General features: G+C 66.8%; 17 protein-coding genes. 4 read left to right on the forward strand and 13 right to left on the reverse strand.

Features of this window, described 5'->3' with window-relative positions; all coding sequences use genetic code 11:
- Position 1: 1 nt before the first annotated feature.
- The 7 genes from ubiB to KU887_RS14545 all read right to left on the reverse strand — a co-directional run bounded on the left by ubiB (position 2) and on the right by KU887_RS14545 (position 9,203).
- Positions 2-1,579 (reverse strand): ubiquinone biosynthesis regulatory protein kinase UbiB, encoded by a 1,578-nt coding sequence (gene ubiB, locus KU887_RS14515; protein WP_006487907.1) that lies wholly within the window; start codon positions 1,577-1,579, stop codon positions 2-4.
- 12 nt (positions 1,580-1,591) lie between these two features.
- Positions 1,592-2,218 carry an SCP2 domain-containing protein gene (locus KU887_RS14520; protein ID WP_034201379.1) on the reverse strand — a complete coding sequence of 209 codons (627 nt, stop codon included), beginning with the start codon at positions 2,216-2,218 and terminating at the stop codon, positions 1,592-1,594.
- A gap of 164 nt (positions 2,219-2,382) precedes the next feature.
- Positions 2,383-3,414, reverse strand: coding sequence for a Tim44 domain-containing protein (locus tag KU887_RS14525; protein WP_006487901.1), 1,032 nt, complete (start codon positions 3,412-3,414; stop codon positions 2,383-2,385).
- Positions 3,415-3,455: 41 nt separating this feature from the next.
- Entirely contained in the window at positions 3,456-4,187 is a 732-nt protein-coding gene (gene ubiE, locus KU887_RS14530; RefSeq protein ID WP_006477837.1) for a bifunctional demethylmenaquinone methyltransferase/2-methoxy-6-polyprenyl-1,4-benzoquinol methylase UbiE, read from the reverse strand.
- Between the two features lie 52 nt (positions 4,188-4,239).
- Positions 4,240-4,653 carry a gamma-butyrobetaine hydroxylase-like domain-containing protein gene (locus KU887_RS14535; RefSeq protein WP_006487879.1) on the reverse strand — a complete coding sequence of 138 codons (414 nt, stop codon included), beginning with the start codon at positions 4,651-4,653 and terminating at the stop codon, positions 4,240-4,242.
- Positions 4,650-5,093 carry an HIT family protein gene (locus KU887_RS14540; protein ID WP_006487903.1) on the reverse strand — a complete coding sequence of 148 codons (444 nt, stop codon included), beginning with the start codon at positions 5,091-5,093 and terminating at the stop codon, positions 4,650-4,652. The genes KU887_RS14535 and KU887_RS14540 overlap by 4 nt, the downstream gene beginning before the upstream one ends.
- 84 nt (positions 5,094-5,177) lie before the next feature.
- The gene (locus tag KU887_RS14545; RefSeq protein WP_006487887.1) at positions 5,178-9,203 is read right to left on the reverse strand and encodes a DUF3683 domain-containing protein; all 4,026 of its coding nucleotides are present in this window, start codon (positions 9,201-9,203) and stop codon (positions 5,178-5,180) included.
- A 585-nt stretch (positions 9,204-9,788) separates the two neighbouring features.
- On the opposite strand from KU887_RS14545, the gene ilvA reads away from it, so the two are divergent.
- Positions 9,789-11,312, forward strand: a complete 1,524-nt coding sequence (ilvA, locus tag KU887_RS14550) for a threonine ammonia-lyase, biosynthetic (RefSeq protein WP_258250443.1) — start codon at positions 9,789-9,791, stop codon at positions 11,310-11,312.
- Positions 11,313-11,324: 12 nt separating this feature from the next.
- Positions 11,325-12,155 carry an NADPH-dependent 7-cyano-7-deazaguanine reductase QueF gene (queF, locus tag KU887_RS14555; RefSeq protein WP_048987453.1) on the forward strand — a complete coding sequence of 277 codons (831 nt, stop codon included), beginning with the start codon at positions 11,325-11,327 and terminating at the stop codon, positions 12,153-12,155.
- A gap of 66 nt (positions 12,156-12,221) precedes the next feature.
- Here queF and KU887_RS14560 read toward each other — a convergent pair whose 3' ends face one another.
- The 5 genes from KU887_RS14560 to KU887_RS14580 all read right to left on the reverse strand — a co-directional run bounded on the left by KU887_RS14560 (position 12,222) and on the right by KU887_RS14580 (position 16,149).
- A complete protein-coding gene (locus KU887_RS14560; protein WP_043888285.1) occupies positions 12,222-12,575 on the reverse strand; it encodes a DUF1493 family protein in 354 nt (117 codons plus the stop codon).
- Positions 12,575-13,009 carry an STM2901 family protein gene (locus KU887_RS14565; RefSeq protein ID WP_059720725.1) on the reverse strand — a complete coding sequence of 145 codons (435 nt, stop codon included), beginning with the start codon at positions 13,007-13,009 and terminating at the stop codon, positions 12,575-12,577. The genes KU887_RS14560 and KU887_RS14565 overlap by 1 nt, the downstream gene beginning before the upstream one ends.
- A gap of 252 nt (positions 13,010-13,261) precedes the next feature.
- Positions 13,262-13,648 (reverse strand): RidA family protein, encoded by a 387-nt coding sequence (locus tag KU887_RS14570; RefSeq protein WP_006497391.1) that lies wholly within the window; start codon positions 13,646-13,648, stop codon positions 13,262-13,264.
- 78 nt (positions 13,649-13,726) lie between these two features.
- Positions 13,727-15,208: an amidohydrolase family protein gene (locus KU887_RS14575; protein WP_062911186.1), complete on the reverse strand. Its 1,482-nt coding sequence runs from the start codon at positions 15,206-15,208 to the stop codon at positions 13,727-13,729.
- A gap of 2 nt (positions 15,209-15,210) precedes the next feature.
- Positions 15,211-16,149, reverse strand: a complete 939-nt coding sequence (locus KU887_RS14580; protein ID WP_258250444.1) for a MurR/RpiR family transcriptional regulator — start codon at positions 16,147-16,149, stop codon at positions 15,211-15,213.
- A gap of 119 nt (positions 16,150-16,268) precedes the next feature.
- On the opposite strand from KU887_RS14580, the gene KU887_RS14585 reads away from it, so the two are divergent.
- Both KU887_RS14585 and KU887_RS14590 read left to right on the forward strand, forming a co-directional pair.
- Positions 16,269-17,549: an amino acid deaminase gene (locus KU887_RS14585; RefSeq protein ID WP_020979402.1), complete on the forward strand. Its 1,281-nt coding sequence runs from the start codon at positions 16,269-16,271 to the stop codon at positions 17,547-17,549.
- A 157-nt stretch (positions 17,550-17,706) separates the two neighbouring features.
- Positions 17,707-18,288 (forward strand): DJ-1/PfpI family protein, encoded by a 582-nt coding sequence (locus KU887_RS14590; protein ID WP_006487930.1) that lies wholly within the window; start codon positions 17,707-17,709, stop codon positions 18,286-18,288.
- Positions 18,289-18,354: 66 nt separating this feature from the next.
- On the opposite strand, the gene KU887_RS14595 is transcribed toward KU887_RS14590, so the two are convergent.
- Complete coding sequence (locus KU887_RS14595; RefSeq protein WP_006487928.1) at positions 18,355-18,801, reverse strand: MarR family winged helix-turn-helix transcriptional regulator; 447 nt, start codon at positions 18,799-18,801, stop codon at positions 18,355-18,357.
- Positions 18,802-18,827 lie beyond the last annotated feature (26 nt).

Raw genomic sequence — 18,827 nt, forward strand, 5'->3', positions numbered from 1 at the left:
ATCAAGCGCCGTACGCGAGCGCGAGCAGCACGCGCGCGACGAGCGCCCCGACGCCGACGGCCAGGCCGAAGATCAGCAACGCCTGCAGCAGCCGGTTCGTCCGTTTCTGCTCGACGAGGACCTGACGCATCAGTTCCTCGCTCGCGGCGCGCGGCGCATCGTGGCGCGCGGCCAGCGCATGGTGGATGAGGCGCGGCAGTTGCGGCAGCGTCTTGCTCCACTGCGGCGCCTCGACCTTGAACCGCTCGTACCAGCCGCGCAGGCCGATCTGCTCGGTCATCCAGCGCTCGAGATACGGCTTCGCGGTCTTCCACAGGTCGAGTTCGGGATCGAGCGAGCGGCCGAGCCCTTCGACGTTCAGCATCGTCTTCTGCAGCAGCACGAGCTGCGGCTGGATCTCGACGTTGAAGCGACGCGACGTCGAGAACAGGCGCATCAGCACCTGGCCGAGCGAGATGTCCTTCAGCGCGCGGTCGAAATACGGCTCGCACACCGCGCGGATCGCGCTTTCGAGCTCCTCGACGCGGGTCTCCGGCGGCACCCAGCCCGATTCGAGGTGGAGCGTCGCGACACGGTGGTAGTCGCGCTTGAAGAACGCGAGGAAGTTCTGCGCGAGGTAGTTCTTGTCGAAATCGGACAGCGCGCCGACAATCCCGAAATCGAGCGCGATATAGCGGCCGAACGTGTTCGGGTCGAGGCTCACCTGGATGTTGCCGGGGTGCATGTCCGCGTGGAAGAAGCCGTCGCGGAACACCTGCGTGAAGAAGATCTCGACGCCTTCGCGCGCGAGCTTCTTGATGTCGACGCCGGCCGAGCGCAGCGTTTCGACCTGGCTGATCGGCACGCCGGTCATGCGCTCCATCACGAGGACCTGCGACGTCGAGAAATCCCAGAACATCTCGGGCACGAGCAGCAGGTCGAGGCCCGCGAAGTTGCGGCGCAGCTGGCTGCCGTTGGCGGCCTCGCGCATCAGGTCGAGCTCGTCGTGCAGGTACTTGTCGAATTCGGCGACGACCTCGCGTGGCTTCAGGCGCCGGCCGTCGGCCCACATGCGTTCGGTCCACGTCGCGATGTCGCGCATCAGCGCGAGGTCGGAATCGATCACCGGCAGCATGTTCGGGCGCAGCACCTTGACGGCGACGGCCTTGCCCGCATGCACGCCCTGCTTCAGCTTCGCGAAATGCACCTGCGCGATCGACGCGCTCGCGATCGGCTCACGCTCGAATTCGTCGAACAGCTCGTCGACCGGCGCGCCGAGCGACTTCTCGATGATCGCGATCGCGACGGCCGAATCGAACGGCGGCACCTGGTCCTGCAGCTTCGCGAGTTCGTTCGCGAAATCGACCGACAGCAGGTCGCGGCGCGTCGACAGCACCTGGCCGAACTTCACGAAGATCGGGCCCAGGCTTTCGAGCGCGTGACGCAACCGCACGGCCGGCGGATCGGAGAAGCGGCGACCGATCGTCGTGATCCGCAGCAGCAGCTTCACCCGCCGGTCGTCGATCCGGGACAGCATCACTTCGTCGAGGCCAAAGCGGATGACGGTGTAGACAATCTTGATGAAACGGAAAATGCGCATGCCCTGCGGCCCTCAGTGCGCGCCGCGCGGGCCGGAGCCCGTGCGCGCGCCGATTTTTTGTTCGAGTCGCTCGACCCGCTTTTCGACCCGCGCGAGCGCATCGCGTGCGCGCGCCAGCTCGGCGTCGAAGCCGCCGAGCGACGTGCGCCGGACGACTTGCGGGTTCTCGTCGAGCCAGTATTCGGCGACGGAATCGAGCACGTTGCGGCCGGTGCGGCGTGCGCGCGCGCCGGCGTCGCGCACGACCGTCGCGATCCGGTACGCCGCCGCGTCGCCGACCAGCTTCGCGAGATCTTCTTCCGGTTCCCAGCGCAGGTGCTCGGCCAGCTTCGCGATCTGCGTCGCGAATTCCGCGTCGCCTTCGATCTTCACGTGCTTCATCACGGCCGCCTGGCCGCCCTGCAGGAACGCGGCGACCGTGTCGCCGGCGAGCGCGATCGACACGTCGACCTGTTGCGCATCGTGCGCGTCGACGGCCGACAGATAACCGTCGGGCTGCACCAGCAGCGTGAGCGTGACGGGAGGCACGTCGATCCGGGCGGTCTTGCCCGCATAGGGAATCAGGCGGTCGCGTGCCCACGATTCGCGCGCGAGCAGGTGATTGACGGCAGCAGCAAAAGGCTTGGCGGCAAAGGTCATCGGGCTGGGAAAGAAAAAACCCGCGCAGGCCGGGCGCCCACGCGGGTTTCTATTGTAACGTCGGATCGATGGCGGACCGTGCCTGACCGTACACCCGGGCGGCAAGCGGTCGCAGTGCGGCGGCCGTCGCCCGGGTGCCCGGCGGCGCGGGCCGCCGGCCACGCTCAGTGCGTGTTGATCTGCTGGATACCCGCGAGCAGCCAGCCCTGGCTGCCCGACTTCGACAGGTTCCACACCTCGTCGAACGGCGCCGCCGACGTATTCGCCGATTCGCGGATCAGGCCGTGGAAGCGCACGCTCGCCGACTGCTCGATGCCGCGATCCTCGATCGCGACCAGTTCCGCGTCGAGCTGTACGACGTCGGTCTGGTTCGCGTCGTTGCCGCGCGAATCGAGGTCGATCTTGATCTCGGCGAACATTTCGGGCGTCGTGAACTCGCGGATGTCGGCCAGGTTGCCCTGGTCCCACGCGGCCTGCAGGCGCACGAAATAGACTTTCGCGCTGCGCAGGAACGCTTCGGTGTCGAAGCCGGCCGGCACCTGCAGGGGCGCCGCTGCCGCCGCAGCCGCGCCGGCGGCCGCCGCACCGCCGCCGAACACGCCCTGCGCTTCGTTCGCATAGCTGCTGCCGCTGCCCGCGTAGTTGCTGCCGGCATTGCCTTGCTGGAACGACGGGCTTTGCGAGTAGCCGCCCGACGACGATGCGGCGCCGCCGACCGAATACGCCGGCTCCTGCGGGCGACGGCGGTTCATGAACTTGCGGATCAGCCAGATGCCGACCATCGCGAGCAACGCAATCACGATGACGTTCGCCATCATGCTCGCGAATGCGCCGCCGAGACCGAAGTGCGACAGCAGCGCCGCGATACCGAGACCGGCCGCGAGGCCGGCGATCGGCCCGAGCCAGCGCGAGCGGTTGGGCTGCGCGGCCGGCGTGGGGGCAGCCGGGTTCGTGCGCTGCGCCTGCGACGGCGCGGCCTGCTGCATCGGCTGCTGCGCGGGCGGCGTGGCCTGGCGCTGCGTGACGGTGGAATTCTGGCGGCCGATGCTGCGCCCGCCGCCCATGCGCTTGGCTTCAGCGTCGAGCGATGCGAACGTGCCGGCCGTGAGCAGGCCGACCATCAGCAGCGTGCCGACCCGTCGAGCCCACGGCTTCGACGGTTTGCTACGGTTGAACAACGAACGCGATTCAGACATCAGCTTCTCCGAATGTAAGACGAATGTAGGGAAAGAACCCCTTAGTACTTGGTCCCTAGGTGTAAAGCTACCACGCCACCTGACAAATTGTAATATTTGACGGCGTCGAGGCCCGCTTGTTCCATCATCGTCTTCAGCGTGTCCTGATCGGGGTGCATCCGGATAGATTCAGCAAGATACCGATAACTTTCAGCATCTTTCGCGAACTTGTCGCCAAGCCACGGTAATACTTTGAAAGAATACAGATCGTACGCTTTTTTCAGCGGATCCCAGACTTTCGAGAATTCCAGCACCATCACGCGGCCGCCGGGCTTCGTCACGCGGCGCATCTCGGCCAGCGCGGCATCCTTGTGCGTCATGTTGCGCAGCCCGAACGCGACCGTGACCACGTCGAAGTAGTTGTCCGGGAAGGGAATTTTCTCGGCGTCGCACAGCAGCGACGGCGTCACGACGCCCTTGTCGAGCAGCCGGTCGCGGCCCACGCGCAGCATCGATTCGTTGATGTCGGTATGCCAGACCTCGCCCGTCGGCCCGGCCGCCTTCGCGAACGACTTCGTCAGGTCGCCGGTGCCGGCCGCGATGTCGAGCACCTTGAAGCCGGGGCGCACGTTCGCCTGCGCGATCGTGAACGCCTTCCACGCGCGGTGCATGCCCGCCGACATCAGGTCGTTCATCAGATCGTAGTTGCTCGCGACCGAATGAAACACGCCCGCCACTTTCTTCGCTTTTTCGTTTTCCTCGACGCTCTCGAAGCCGAAGTGGGTTTTGCTCATCGCGTTGATCCTCAGTAAATGGCAAGACGGCGCCGAGCGGGCGCCGTCGATTTCAGTGGCAGTGGCCGTGCGGCGCGCCGGCCGCCTGCATCGGCGCGTCGCGCTCGACGCCCGCCGCCTTCAGTTTGTCGAAATAGTCGCGCCACAGCGCGTCCTGCTGCGTCGCCAGCTCGTACAGCAGGTCCCACGAGTAGATCCCGGTCGAATGGCCGTCGGAGAACGTCGGCTGCAGCGCGTAGTTGCCGACGCCCTCGAGCGCGGTGATCGTCACTTCGCGCTTGCCGGTCTGCAACGTTTCCTGGCCGGGCCCGTGGCCGCGCACCTCGGCCGACGGCGAATAGACGCGCATCAGCTCGAACGGAATCCGGTAACTCTCGCCGTTCGGGTACTGCAATTCGAGCACGCGCGACACCGCGTGCACGACGACGCCGGACGGAATCGGCGTCGTGGAAGTCAAACCGCTCATGCTTGCCTCGAATCGGTCATGCGTTGAATTTCCTCGCGCACCGCATTGTGCAGCAGCGAGGCCTGCGCCGCGCGCGAACGCAGCAGCGCCTCGGACACGCTGCGCTGGCGCGGCGCCCACACGGGCTGCGGAAAATGGGCGTCGTTGGAAAAGCGCGGAATCACGTGCCAGTGCACGTGCGGGACCATGTTGCCGAGGCTCGCGAGATTCACCTTGTTCGGCTGCATCACGCGGCGCACGGCCCGCTCGACCGCGTAGACCACGCGCATCAGATGTGCCCGCTCGGGCTCGCCGAGATCGGAGAACTCGGCCACGTGCGCGGCCCAGATGACCCGGCAGAAGCCCGGATACTCGTGCTCGCCGGTGGCAAGCACGACGCGCAGCGCATCGTCCTGCCAGAGCACCTCGCCGCCGTCTTCACGGCAAAACACGCATTCCATCGTCGCTCCCATGTGGACGGGCGCCGGCATGCCGCGCCGGCGCCCGCTCATTCCCGGCCCGGTCGGGCGCTCGTCATGCCCGCATTAGACCAGCACGCGCTCGATCCCGCCATGGTTCGCGCGTGCGACATAATCGGCCATCCAGTTCTCGCCGAGCACCTGACGCGCGATTTCGACCACGATGTAGTCGGCTTCGAGGTTCGCGTCCTCGCTGTAGCGCGACAGGCCCTGCAGGCACGACGGGCAGCTCGTCAGGATCTTCACGTCCGGGCCGTTCGCGGCCGCGGCGGCCGGCGCCGGCGCGTCGCCCGCGACCACCGGAATCGCGCGCAGCTTCGCGGCGCCCTTGCGGATCTCTTCCTCCTTGCGGAAGCGGACCTGCGTCGAGATGTCCGGCCGCGTGACCGCCAGCGTGCCCGATTCGCCGCAGCAGCGATCGTTCTTCTCGATCTTGTAGCCGTCCTTCTCGGCGCCCATCAGCTCGTTGACGAGCTTCACCGGGTCGATCGTCTTGATCGGCGTGTGGCACGGGTCGTGATACATGTAGCGCGTGCCCGTCACGCCGTCGAGCTTCATCCCCTTCTCGAGCAGGAACTCGTGGATGTCGATGATCCGGCAGCCCGGGAAGATCTTGTCGAATTCGTAACCCGCGAGCTGGTCGTAGCAGGTGCCGCACGACACGACGACCGTCTTGATGTCGAGGTAGTTCAGCGTGTTCGCGACGCGGTGGAACAGCACGCGGTTGTCCGTGACGATCTTCTCGGCCTTGTCGTACTGGCCCGAACCGCGCTGCGGATAGCCGCAGCACAGGTAGCCCGGCGGCAGCACCGTCTGCACGCCCGCTTCCCACAGCATCGCCTGCGTGGCCAGCCCGACCTGCGAGAACAGGCGCTCGGAGCCGCAGCCCGGGAAGTAGAACACCGCCTCCGAATCGACGGTCGTCGACTTCGGGTTGCGGATGATCGGCACGATCTTGTTGTCCTCGATGTCCAGCAGCGCGCGCGCCGTCTTCTTCGGCAGGTTGCCCGGCATCTTCTTGTTGACGAAGTGGATCACCTGCTCGACCACCGGCGGCTTGCCGGTCGTCGCGGGCGGGTGCTGCGTCTGCTTCGTCACGACCTTCTTCAGCATGTCGTTCGCGAAGCGCTGCACCTTGTAGCCGACGCCCATCATCACGCCGCGCGCGACGTTGATCGTCTGCGGATTGGTCGCGTTCAGGAAGAACATGCCCGCCGCGTTGCCGGCGTTGAACTTCTTCTTGCCCATCTTGCGCAACAGGTTGCGCATGTTCATCGTGACGTCGCCGAAATCGATCTTCACCGGGCACGGCGTCGCGCACTTGTGGCACACCGTGCAGTGGTCGGCCACGTCGTTGAACTCGTCCCAGTGCTTGATCGACACGCCGCGGCGCGTCTGTTCTTCGTACAGGAACGCCTCGACTAAGAGCGACGTCGCGAGGATCTTGTTGCGCGGGCTGTACAGCAGGTTCGCGCGCGGCACGTGGGTCGCGCACACCGGCTTGCACTTGCCGCAGCGCAGGCAGTCCTTCACCGAATCGGCGATCGCGCCGATGTCGGACTGCTGCATGATCAGCGATTCGTAGCCCATCAGCCCGAAGCTCGGCGTGTACGCGTTGCGCAGGTCGGCGCCGTCGAGCAGCTTGCCCTTGTTGAAGCGGCCGTTCGGGTCGACGCGCTGCTTGTACGCGCGGAATTCGGCGATCTCGTCGTCGGTCAGGAATTCGAGCTTCGTGATGCCGATCCCGTGTTCGCCGGAAATCACGCCGTCGAGCGAGCGCGCGAGCGTCATGATGCGGGCGACCGACGCGTGCGCGTCCTGCAGCATCTCGTAGTTGTCGGAGTTGACCGGGATGTTGGTGTGGACGTTGCCGTCGCCCGCGTGCATGTGCAGTGCGACGAACACGCGGCCGCGCAGCACGCGCTTGTGGATCGCCTGCGCCTCGTCGAGGATCTGCTTGAATGCGCCGCCGTTGAAGATCGCGCGCAATTCCGCGCGGATTTCCTGCTTCCACGAGATGCGGACCGTGCGGTCCTGCGTGATGTGGAACACGGTCGCGCCCGGCTGTTCGTCCGCACGATCCGCGAACTTCTCGGCGAGCGCCTCGTAGCCGAGCTGCACCAGGTAGTGCTGCGCCTCGCGCAGCGGCTGGTCGAGCCGGTCGCGCACGAATTCCCAGCGCGCACGCACGCGCTTGAGCAGTTCCAGCGCCTGCTGGACGCGATCCTCGAGCAGTTCCGCGCTCGGGATCTCGTTCGCGTCGTCGGTCTTGCCGAGCGGCAGGTTGCCGCCGCGGAAGAACGCTTCGAGCGCATCGACCAGCTGCAGCTTGTTCTTCAGCGACAGCTCGATGTTGATCCGCTCGATGCCGTCGGTGTACTCGCCCATCCGGTTCAGCGGGATGACGACGTCCTCGTTGATCTTGAACGCGTTCGTGTGCTTCGCGATCGCGGCCGTGCGGCTGCGGTCGAGCCAGAAGCGCTTGCGCGCCTCCGCGCTGACCGCGACGAAGCCTTCGCCGCTCTTGCCGTTCGCCATCCGGATCACTTCGGACGTCGCGTGCGCGACCGCGTCGGCGTCGTCGCCGACGATGTCGCCGATCAGCACCATCTTCGGGAATGCGTTGCGCTTGCTCTTGGTCGCGTAGCCGACCGCGCGCAGGTAGCGCTCGTCGAGGTGCTCGAGGCCCGCGAGGATCGCGCCGCCCTGCTTCGACGTCTCGAACAGGTAATCCTTGATCTCGACGATGCTCGGGATCGCCTCGCGCGCCTGGCCGAAGAATTCGAGGCAGACGGTGCGCGTGTGCGCGGGCATCTTGTGCAGCACCCAGCGCGCGGACGTGATGAGCCCGTCGCAGCCTTCCTTCTGCACGCCCGGCAGGCCGGCGAGGAACTTGTCGGTCACGTCCTTGCCGAGCCCTTCCTTGCGGAACCGGCGGCCTTCGATCTCGAGCATCTCGCTCTTGAGCAGCTTCTCGCCCGGCGCATACGCGCCGTCGAACCACTTCAGCTCGAAGCGCGCGACCGCGATGTCGTGGATCTTGCCCTGGTTGTGCTCGTGGCGCGTGACTTCGAGCCAGTTGCCGTCCGGGTCGACCATCCGCCACCAGGCCAGGTTGTCGAGCGCGGTGCCCCACAGCACGGCCTTCTTGCCGCCCGCGTTCATCGCGACGTTGCCGCCGATGCACGAGGCGTCGAGCGACGTCGGATCGACCGCGAACACGTAGCCGGCCGCCTCGGCCGCTTCCGTCACGCGACGCGTGACGACGCCCGCGCCGGAGAAGATCGTCGGCACCTTGTGCGCGACGCCGGGCAGCTCGGTCAGCTCGACCGCGCCCAGTTGTTCGAGCTTTTCGGTGTTGATCACCGCGGAGAACGGCGTGAGCGGCACCGCGCCGCCCGTGTAGCCGGTGCCGCCGCCACGCGGGATCACGGTCAGGCCGAGCTCGAAGCACGCCTTGATCAGGCCGGCGATCTCGGCTTCGGTATCGGGCGTCAGCACGACGAACGGGTATTCGACGCGCCAGTCGGTCGCGTCGGTCACGTGCGACACGCGCGACAGCCCGTCGAAGCGGATGTTGTCCTTCTGCGTGCAGCGGCCGAGCGCCTTGGTCGCGCGGCGGCGCAGCTCGGCCATCTTGTCGAATTCGTCCGCGAACTCGTTGACCGCACGCTGCGCGGCGGTCTCGAGCATCTCGACGCGCGACGCGCGCTCGCGGCCCGCGTCGTCGCGATGCTCGGTGAGATCCGCGCTGCGGCGCTTGCCGATCTCGGTCAGACGGTGGTTCAGCGCCTCGATCAGCAGCGCGCGGCGCTTCGGGTTGTCGAGCAGGTCGTCCTGCAGGTACGGGTTGCGACGCACGACCCAGATGTCGCCGAGCACTTCATACAGCATCCGCGCCGAGCGGCCCGTACGGCGCTCGGCGCGCAGCTCGTCGAGCACCGACCACGCCTCTTCGCCGAGCAGGCGGATCACGATCTCGCGATCCGAGAAGGACGTGTAGTTGTAGGGAATCTCGCGCAAGCGGGGCGCGGGGTCGGCGGCGACGGCGGCGGCCGCGCCATGCGGATCGAAAACTTGTGGTGCGTTCATGTTCGGACGACTCGGAGGGCCGATACACCGTGCACGGGCGTCGGCAAGCGCGTGGGCGCAATCTTGGGGAAATCTGTTCTGTTACCAGGCGCGCGGCTGTCCTTCATGGGGCCGGAGCGGGCGACTCGCCCCTCCTGGCCGGCGACAGGGCCTGGCGGCACTCGGGATCATCAGCACGATCGCGCGCGGCGCGCATGCCGTTCGGCCGCGGGGCTGGCTGCGCGCGGCGTCGGCTTCAACGGTGCGATCCGAGGGTGCCTCTGCATCTTCCGAATCCTTGATTCAAAACGGAATTCTAACCCATGATCGGGCGGTCCGTGACACGCCGGACAGGTCGTGGGGCTATCGCCGCGAGCCGCGCCGGGCGGGGCTCGGCGCGGTTTCATGTGATCATTCGCCGTCCGTCCGGTCGGTAACCACGCGGTTAAGCCGATAAAAAGCGGCGCCCGGCGGCGCGCCTCCCCTGCCGGCACGCCCACCCGGCCGCCCGCAGCTGCCCGCCCGGCATGCCGCTTGCGTACGGGCGGACCCTTGGCGCTATCATTGACCCTTTACCGTCTGCATCCGCACTGCACGCGAGCGCCCATGGCATCCCACGATTACCTGAAGAAAATCCTCACCGCGCGCGTCTACGACGTCGCGATCGAGACGGAACTCGAACCCGCCCGCAACCTGTCGGCCCGGCTGCGCAACGCCGTTTACCTGAAGCGCGAGGACAACCAGCCGGTGTTCTCGTTCAAGCTGCGCGGCGCGTACAACAAGATGGCGCACATTCCGACGGATGCGCTCGCGCGCGGCGTGATTACGGCGTCGGCCGGCAACCACGCGCAGGGTGTCGCGTTCTCGGCGGCCCGGATGGGCATCAAGGCCGTGATCGTCGTGCCGGTCACGACGCCGCAGGTGAAGGTCGACGCGGTGCGCGCGCACGGCGGCCCGAGCGTCGAGGTGATCCAGGCGGGCGAATCGTACAGCGATGCATACGCGCACGCGGTGAAGGTCCAGCAGGAGCGCGACCTCACGTTCGTTCACCCGTTCGACGATCCGTACGTGATCGCCGGCCAGGGCACGATCGCGATGGAGATCCTGCGTCAGCACCAGGGCCCGATCCATGCGATCTTCGTGCCGATCGGCGGCGGCGGGCTCGCGTCCGGCGTCGCCGCGTACGTGAAGGCGGTGCGTCCGGAGATCAAGGTGATCGGCGTGCAGGCCGAGGACTCGTGCGCGATGAAGCAGTCGCTGGACGCGGGCGAGCGCATCGAGCTGAGCGAGGTCGGCCTGTTCGCGGACGGCACCGCGGTGAAGCTCGTCGGCGAGGAAACCTTCCGGCTGTGCCGCGAATTCCTCGACGGCGTCGTGACGGTCAACACCGACGCGCTGTGCGCGGCGATCAAGGACGTGTTCCAGGACACGCGCAGCGTGCTCGAACCGTCGGGCGCGCTCGCGGTCGCGGGCGCGAAGCTGTACGCGGAACGCGAAGGCATCGAGAACCAGACGCTCGTCGCGGTCACGTCCGGCGCGAACATGAACTTCGACCGGATGCGCTTCGTCGCCGAGCGCGCCGAGGTCGGCGAAGCGCGCGAAGCGGTGTTCGCGGTCACGATCCCCGAGGAACGCGGCAGCTTCAAGCGCTTCTGCTCGCTGGTCGGCGATCGCAACGTCACCGAGTTCAACTACCGGATCGCCGACGAGAAGTCCGCGCACATCTTCGTCGGCGTGCAGATCCGCCGTCGCGGCGAATCGGCGGAGATCGCCGCGAACTTCGAGTCGCACGGTTTCAAGAGCGTCGACCTGACGCACGACGAGCTGTCGAAGGAACACATCCGCTACATGGTCGGCGGCCGCTCGCCGCTCGCGCTCGACGAGCGCCTGTTCCGCTTCGAATTCCCGGAACGGCCGGGCGCGCTGATGAAGTTCCTGTCGTCGATGGCGCCGCACTGGAACATCAGCCTGTTCCACTACCGTAACCAGGGCGCGGACTACAGCTCGATCCTCGTCGGGCTGCAGGTGCCGCAGGCCGATCGCGCCGAATTCGAACGCTTCCTCGCGGCGCTCGGCTATCCGTATGTCGAAGAGAGCGCCAACCCGGCTTACCGCCTCTTCCTGTCGTAAAGGCTGCGTGCAATGAATCCCGAACAATCCCCGCTCGGCAAGGCCACCGTCTACGCGGCGCAATACGATGCGTCGCTGCTGTTCCCGATCCCGCGCGCCGGCGCGCGCGAGCAGCTCGGCATCACGTCGGCGCTGCCGTTCTTCGGCACCGACATCTGGAACGCGTACGAACTGTCGTGGCTCAACGCGCGCGGCAAGCCGCAGGTCGCGATCGCGACGTTCTACGTGCCGGCCGAATCGCCGAACATCGTCGAATCGAAGTCGTTCAAGCTGTATCTCGGCTCGTTCGCACAGTCGAAGTTCGACTCGGTCGACGCGGTGCGCGACGTGCTGAAGCGCGACGTGTCGGCCGCGTGCGGCGCGAGCGTGTCGGTCCAGCTGGTGTCGGCGCACGATTTCCGCAAGCTGGAGATGGACGAGCTCGACGGGCTGTCGCTCGACCGGCTCGACCTCGACGCCGACGTGTACGAACCCGATCCGTCGCTGCTGTCGGCGGCCGACGGCGAGGACGAAGCACCGGTCGAGGAGACGCTCGTGTCCGACCTGCTGCGCTCGAACTGCCCGGTCACGGGCCAGCCCGACTGGGGCAGCGTGCAGATCCACTACGTCGGGCCGCAGATCGACCACGCGGGGCTGCTGCGCTACATCATCTCGTTCCGCAATCACACGGGCTTTCACGAGCAGTGCGTCGAGCGGATCTTCCTCGACATCCTGCACGCGTGCAAACCGGTGAAGCTCGCGGTGTACGCGCGCTATACGCGCCGCGGCGGGCTCGACATCAACCCGTTCCGCACCAACTACAACCAGCCGATGCCGGACAACGCGCGGACCGCGCGGCAGTAAATGAAGCGATGCTGGCGGGCATGTTGAAGCCCGCCAGTAGATCGATGCGCACCGTGGTGCAATCTTTCACGGCAGCGCGGCTAATAGCGCGGCGTCCCATTTCCCTTCTACGGCGGCACGATGCAACATCCCGAGCGTAATCGGTTCACGCTTGAGATCATGTGGCTTCCGAAGCACCCATCGCCGGAATAACGAATAGAGCAACCCTTCGCCTTCCATCAGAAAATATCTGTGGAAATCGAAATCACCCGTGTCGACGGCAAACCGTTCGAAAAAATGCCCGATGAAATCGTTGGCTTCGTCGCCGGTTTGACCCAGGTCTTCCCAGAGCCGAGTGTCAGCGGCGAGCGGCTTCGATGGACCGAGCCCTACCTCCGACCTGACAAACGCCTCGATTTTGTCCCAACTCACGTTTTCCATCAGAACACTCTATCCTCGCGTTTGACCAGGCTGTTGTACCTGGAGACCGTGCCGTGAACGATCGCGAACACGTCACGCGCAAGCAGCGCCCAACCCACGCCAGGAACGGCACGCCCGACGAACACGCTGAGCTTCCGGGTCAGGATAATCCGGAACGACTTGATACTCTGCAGCGTCACGGTGGGTAAAACATTCCTGTTCAACTGGTAGCGGAAAATCGATCGCGCCATCACAGATGCGACGGACGTTCCTTTCGTCGCGCCACCGAATTTCTGCCGTGTCGGCAAAATGGGCCAGCCCGCCAGAATCAGGATCACGGCTTCGACATCGTCGATCCCGACCCGTGCGCACGTCTCCTCTACGGCAACGAAAAAGAAAAGCTCGGCGGGCGTGAGATCCGAATGAACGCCGTAGCGGTATGTATGGCTCGTCATAGTGCGACTTCACGAAATCGTTGTTCGGGAAGAAGACCATACCCAGCAATCCACTTAATCTGCTCGTTCGAATTTCACGATGCCCGTCGCGAATTACGCGCCAATCACTTCCACCGCCCGCCAGACGTACGTATCGTGTCGCGCTCTCGTCGACACGATCTCATTCGAAGTGTAAAAATCGAGTGCCAACGCAACGAGGCCGGCGCACACCACTACGCCGGCCTCGTCACACAACAAATCGCCCTCGCCGCGTTACTTCGCCGGCGCCTTGTAAGCGATGCAATCGACCTCGACCTTGCAGTCGATGACCATGCTCGACTGCACGCACGCGCGCGCCGGCGGGTTCTCGCCGAAGTACGAAATGAACACCTTGTTGAACGACGCGAAATCGCGTGCGTCGTCGAGCCATACGCCGCAGCGCACGACGTGCTCGAGGCCGTAGCCGGCTTCCTTCAGGATCGCGATCACGTTCTCGATCGCCTGCTTCGACTGCGTGACGATCCCGCCTTCGACGACCTCGCCGTTCACCATCGGCGTCTGGCCCGACACGTACAGCCAGCCGTCGGCCTCGACCGCCCGTGCAAACGGCATCACCTGGCCGCCGGTGCCCTTCGCTTCGCCTACGCCATATCGCTTCATCGTTTCACTCCTCACATTTCGGTTACGGATGCACGCGCCGGCTGCTGCGGCGCGCACGGAAGATCGGAATGCGTGCGTTCAGAACGCCGCATCGGCACTGGCCGGCACGCGCTCGCCGCGCGCGACGAAACCGCCGGCGCGCTCGCCGGTCGGTTGGCCGTTTTCATAGGTCAGCACGCCGTTCACCCACACGGCGTCGATCCCGTGCGCGGGCTGCTGCGGCTGCTCGAACGTCGCGGCGTCGATCACGCTCGCCGGATCGAACAGCACCAGGTCCGCGTGATAGCCGACATGTACCTCGCCGCGCTTCGGGATGCCATAGCGACGCGCGGACAGCGACGTCATCTTGCGGATCGCCTCCTCGAGCGGCAGCAGGTTGGTGTCGCGCACGTAATGGCCGAGCACGCGCGGAAACGCGCCCCACAGCCGCGGATGCGGCAGCGGATCGTTCGGCAGGCCGTCCGAACCGACCATCGTCGCCGGATGCGACAGGATCCGGCGCACGTCGTCCTCGGACATGTTGTGGTACACGGCGCCGGCCGGACGGATGCGCTGCGCGGCTTCCTGCTCGGTCACGCCCCAGTCGGCCGCGATCGCCTTCAGCAGCTTGCCCGCGACTTCCGGGTGCGGCTCCGACCACGTGATCGTGATGTCGATGTCGCCCGTCACCTGCTTCAGGTCGAGCGTCGACGAACTGCGGCTGTACGGATAGCAGTCGCAGCCGACCGGCTGGTAGCGGCGCGCGCCTTCGAGCGACGCGAGCACCTCGGTGCTGCGCCCCCAGTTCGACGGGCCCGCGCATTTCAGGTGCGAGATCACGACCGGCACCTGCGCGTGACGGCCGACGCGATAGGCTTCGTCCATCGCGTCGAGGATCGCGTCGAACTCGGTGCGCATGTGCGTCGTGTACAGCGCACCGGAGCGGGCGAGCGGCTCGGCGAGCGCCATCACTTCCTCGGTCGGCGCCGCGAACGCGGAACCGTACGCGAGACCCGACGACAGGCCGAGCGCGCCGTTCGCGAGCGCCTCCTCGAGCTGCGCGCGCATGCCGGCGATCTCGCCGTCGGTCGCCGCGCGGTCGAGGCGGTCCATCTGGTTGTTGCGCAGCGCCGTGTGGCCGACGAGCGCCGCGACGTTCACGGCCGGGCGCGCGTCGTTCACGGCCGCGACGTAAGCGGCGAAGGTCGGGTACTGGAACGCGCCGCGCTCGCCGAGCAGGTTCATCGGGTCGGGCGGGTCGCCCGCGAGCGTCACTGGCGATGCGCTGATCCCGCAGTTGCCGACGATCACGGTCGTCACGCCCTGCGAGATCTTCGGGATCATCTCCGGCGCACGGATCACGTGCGTGTCGTCGTGGGTATGCACGTCGACGAAACCCGGCGCGAGCGCCCGGCCGTTCGCGTCGACGACGTGCTCCGCGAGCCAGTTCGACAGGTTGCCGATCGCCGCGATCAGGCCGTTGCGGATCGCGACGTCGCGCGTGACGGGCGGCGCGCCGGTGCCGTCGTACAGTTGCGCGCCGACGATCAGCGTATCGGCCGCTTCGGGATGCGAATGCATGGTCAGTCTCCTACCGGTTGACGGTCGCCGCCGCCGCGGTGCGCGTCAAGCGCGTGTTTGATGCGGCGCAGCGATTCCCGGCCCGCATCGCCGAGCCGCAATGCGACGCCGGTGACGAGCACGTCGATCGCCATCATCATCGCGTAGCGCGAGGTCGACGGCTTGTAAATGAAATCGGTTTCGAACGCGACGACCGGGATCAGGTGGTCGGCGAGCTTCGCGAGCGGCGACGCCGGCGCGGTGATCGCGATCAGCTTCGCGCCGTAGCGCTTCGCGAGCCGGCAGCTCTCGAGCAGCTCGGGCACGCGCCCGCTCACCGACAACGCGACGACGACGGTGTCCGCCGACAGCGTCGCGGCCACCATCCGCTGCAGCAGGCTGTCCTGGTAGCTCGCGACCGGCCGGCCGAAGCGCACGAGCCGGAAGCGCAGCTCGTCGGCGAGCGCGGTCGAGCCGCCGCCCTGCCCGTACACGTACGTCATCTTCGCGCCGGCGAGCAGGTCGGCCGCCGCGTCGAACGACGTGTTGCGCAACAGCTGGTGATTGTGGGCGAGCGCCACGCGGATCTCGTCGTAGACCATCGACGCGGGACTCGCGTCGTCGGCCGGCGTGTCGTCGGACGGCACCAGGAAGCGCTGGCCGACGGCCGCCGCCTGCGCGACGAGCACCTTCAGTTCGCGCACGTCGCGACAGCCGACGGCCTTCGCGAAACGCGTGACCGTCGCGACGCTGACCTCCGCGTCGCGCGCGAGCGCCCCGATGCTCGCATGCGCGGCGCGGGCCAGATCGGCGAGGATGAACGCGGCGACCTTGCGCTCGGCCTCGCGCAACTCGGGCGCGCATTCGGCGATCCGCGCGACGATGTCGAGGACCGGCGGAGCGGCCTGAGCCGGATAGGGCTCGGCGGCTGGCGGAGCGGACGGGGAAGCGGGCGTATTCATCTGCGGAAAAGGGTGCGAAGCTGGATGTTATTAAATAACATCACCGCGCCGATGCTACTTTCTGTACCATCTGCATGTCAACTTCAGTGCAATGCATAGTGATGATGGAGCGGGATGACATGAAAGTTACAAACTATCAGGAAGCGACGATCGATCCGTTCGGCAAGGGCCTGGGCAATCTGCCGAGCGCGAGCGTGCCGCTCGGCGACGCGGGCCGGCTCGAATGGAACCTGCTCGCGGAAGACGTCAGTCTGCCGGCCGCCGTGCTTTACGAGGATCGCGTCGAGCACAACCTGAACTGGATGCAGGCGTTCGTGCAGAAATACGGCGTCAAGTTCGCGCCGCACGGCAAGACGACGATGGCGCCGCAACTGTTCCGCCGCCAGCTCGACGCCGGCGCGTGGGGCATCACGCTCGCGACCGCGCACCAGACGCAGGCCGCGTATCACGGCGGCGTGCGGCGCGTGCTGCTCGCGAACCAGCTGGTCGGCCGCCAGAACATGACGATCATCGCGGGGCTGCTGTCCGATCCCGATTTCGAGTTCTTCTGTCTCGTCGATTCCGCGGAGAGCGTCGACCAGCTCGGCCGCTTCTTCGGCGCCGCGCAGAAATCGCTGAACGTGCTGATCGAGCTCGGCGTGCCGGGCGGCCGCGCGGGCGTGCGCGATGCCGCGCAGCGCGAGGCCGTGCTGGCCGCGATCGCGCGCTATCCGGACACGCTGAAGCTGGCCGGCATCGAGCTCTATGAAGGCGTGCTGAAAGAGGAAGGCGAGATCCGCGCGTTCCTGCAGCAGGCGGTCGCGCTCACGCGCGAGCTGGCCGAAGCCGGCCGCTTCGCGCGCACGCCGGCGATCCTGTCCGGCGCCGGTTCGGCGTGGTACGACGTGGTCGCGGAAGAATTCCGGAAGGCGTCCGACGCGGGCTTCGCGGAAGTCGTGCTGCGTCCCGGCTGCTACCTGACGCACGACGTCGGCATCTACAAGAAGGCGCAGAGCGACGTGTTCGCGCGCAACCCGATCGCCCGCTCGATGGGCGAAGGGCTGCTGCCGGCGCTGCAGCTGTGGGCGTACGTGCAGTCGGTGCCGGAGCCCGATCGCGCGATCGTCGCGCTCGGCAAGCGCGACGCGGCGTTCGACGCGGGCCTGCCCGAGCCGGCGCGCCACTTCCGCCCGGGCCGCGACAGCGCGCCGCGCGACGTCGCCGCCACCGAAGGCTGGGCCGTCACCGGGATGATGGACCAGCACGCGTACCTGCAGATTCCGCCGGGCGCGGACGTGAAGGTCGGCGACATGGTCGCGTTCGACATCTCGCACCCGTGCCTGACGTTCGACAAGTGGCGCCAGGTGCTCGTGCTCGATCCGCAATTCCGCGTGACGGAAGTCGTCGAAACGTTCTTCTGACGCACGCCGCGCGCGACGCCGCCCAGCCGCTCGCGCGGGGCGGCCGTCACGCGCGCTTCAATCTGCCGGAGTACACTGCGCTTTCGTCCTCGGGGCCCGTCGCCGCCGTCATGCACGGCGCGACCGGGCCTTCAACGCTGCTTCACTGGAGAAAGCCATGGCCGCGAAGAAGATCCTGTTCCTGACCGGCGATTTCGCCGAAGACTACGAAACGATGGTGCCGTTCCAGGCGCTGCAGGCCGTCGGCCACCACGTCGATGCAGTCTGCCCGGGCAAGCGCGCGGGCGACAAGATCAAGACCGCGATCCACGATTTCGAAGGCGACCAGACCTACACCGAGAAGCCCGGCCACCAGTTCACGTTGAATGCGGCATTCGACGACGTCGATGCGGCGCGCTACGACGCGCTCGCGATCGCGGGCGGCCGTGCGCCCGAATACCTGCGACTCGATCCGAAGGTGATCTCGCTCGTGCGCGAGTTCGCCGAGGCCGGCAAGCCGATCGCGGCGATCTGCCACGCGGCGCAACTGCTCGCGGCCGCCGACGTGATCCGCGGCAAGCGCATTTCGGCCTACCCGGCCTGCGCGCCGGAAGTGAAGCTCGCGGGCGGCGAATACGCGGACATCCCGGTCGACGCGGCCGTGACCGACGCGCCGTTCGTCACCGCGCCCGCGTGGCCTGCGCATCCGGCCTGGCTCGCGCAGTTCCTCGCGTTGCTCGGCACGCGCATCGAGCTGTAAACCGTTACCTGATCAGAATGAAATGAAGCGGGGCCGGCGGCGCTCAAGTACCGCCGGCCCCGCGCATCAACGCGCGACCGGCGTCGACCCGACGTCCGCGATCCGCGATTCCAGCATCGCGAGCGCACCCGACAGCGCATTCAGCACATCGTCCGGCAACTGCGCCATCGTCTGGTCGAGAAACGCCTTGCGGCGCGGCAGGCACGCGTCGAACGCCGCGCGGCCGGCTTCCGTCAGCGTGACGTTGGTCACGCGGTTGTCCCGTGCGTCCGATTCGCGCTCGATCCAGCCGAGCGCGTCGAGCGACTTCAACTGGCGCGTGAGCGCGCCCGGATCGATGCGCAGCACTTCGACGAGCTTCTTCTGCGACGCATGCCCGTCCATCGTGTGCAGCGCGACCATGATGCGCCAGCGCGGCATCGGCTGCCCGACGTGCGCTTCGAACGCGGTCATGAAGGCGCGATACGTGCGTCCGAATTGCTGCAAGATCGCGACGCGGTCCTGTTCTTCCATGCGCTGATTTCGTTCCGGTGAATCGT

It is taken from the genome of Burkholderia sp. EMB26 (assembly GCF_024730645.1).
Classification (GTDB): domain Bacteria; phylum Pseudomonadota; class Gammaproteobacteria; order Burkholderiales; family Burkholderiaceae; genus Burkholderia; species Burkholderia cenocepacia.

What these genes read in the sequence shown, in the direction of transcription:
- ubiB (WP_006487907.1), bottom strand. Translation starts at nt 1,579, where the DNA reads ATGCGCATTTTCCGTTTCATCAAGATTGTCTACACCGTCATCCGCTTT.
- KU887_RS14520 (WP_034201379.1), bottom strand. Translation starts at nt 2,218, where the DNA reads ATGACCTTTGCCGCCAAGCCTTTTGCTGCTGCCGTCAATCACCTGCTC.
- KU887_RS14525 (WP_006487901.1), bottom strand. Translation starts at nt 3,414, where the DNA reads ATGTCTGAATCGCGTTCGTTGTTCAACCGTAGCAAACCGTCGAAGCCG.
- ubiE (WP_006477837.1), bottom strand. Translation starts at nt 4,187, where the DNA reads ATGAGCAAAACCCACTTCGGCTTCGAGAGCGTCGAGGAAAACGAAAAA.
- KU887_RS14535 (WP_006487879.1), bottom strand. Translation starts at nt 4,653, where the DNA reads ATGAGCGGTTTGACTTCCACGACGCCGATTCCGTCCGGCGTCGTCGTG.
- KU887_RS14540 (WP_006487903.1), bottom strand. Translation starts at nt 5,093, where the DNA reads ATGGAATGCGTGTTTTGCCGTGAAGACGGCGGCGAGGTGCTCTGGCAG.
- KU887_RS14545 (WP_006487887.1), bottom strand. Translation starts at nt 9,203, where the DNA reads ATGAACGCACCACAAGTTTTCGATCCGCATGGCGCGGCCGCCGCCGTC.
- ilvA (WP_258250443.1), top strand. Translation starts at nt 9,789, where the DNA reads ATGGCATCCCACGATTACCTGAAGAAAATCCTCACCGCGCGCGTCTAC.
- queF (WP_048987453.1), top strand. Translation starts at nt 11,325, where the DNA reads ATGAATCCCGAACAATCCCCGCTCGGCAAGGCCACCGTCTACGCGGCG.
- KU887_RS14560 (WP_043888285.1), bottom strand. Translation starts at nt 12,575, where the DNA reads ATGGAAAACGTGAGTTGGGACAAAATCGAGGCGTTTGTCAGGTCGGAG.
- KU887_RS14565 (WP_059720725.1), bottom strand. Translation starts at nt 13,009, where the DNA reads ATGACGAGCCATACATACCGCTACGGCGTTCATTCGGATCTCACGCCC.
- KU887_RS14570 (WP_006497391.1), bottom strand. Translation starts at nt 13,648, where the DNA reads ATGAAGCGATATGGCGTAGGCGAAGCGAAGGGCACCGGCGGCCAGGTG.
- KU887_RS14575 (WP_062911186.1), bottom strand. Translation starts at nt 15,208, where the DNA reads ATGCATTCGCATCCCGAAGCGGCCGATACGCTGATCGTCGGCGCGCAA.
- KU887_RS14580 (WP_258250444.1), bottom strand. Translation starts at nt 16,149, where the DNA reads ATGAATACGCCCGCTTCCCCGTCCGCTCCGCCAGCCGCCGAGCCCTAT.
- KU887_RS14585 (WP_020979402.1), top strand. Translation starts at nt 16,269, where the DNA reads ATGAAAGTTACAAACTATCAGGAAGCGACGATCGATCCGTTCGGCAAG.
- KU887_RS14590 (WP_006487930.1), top strand. Translation starts at nt 17,707, where the DNA reads ATGGCCGCGAAGAAGATCCTGTTCCTGACCGGCGATTTCGCCGAAGAC.
- KU887_RS14595 (WP_006487928.1), bottom strand. Translation starts at nt 18,801, where the DNA reads ATGGAAGAACAGGACCGCGTCGCGATCTTGCAGCAATTCGGACGCACG.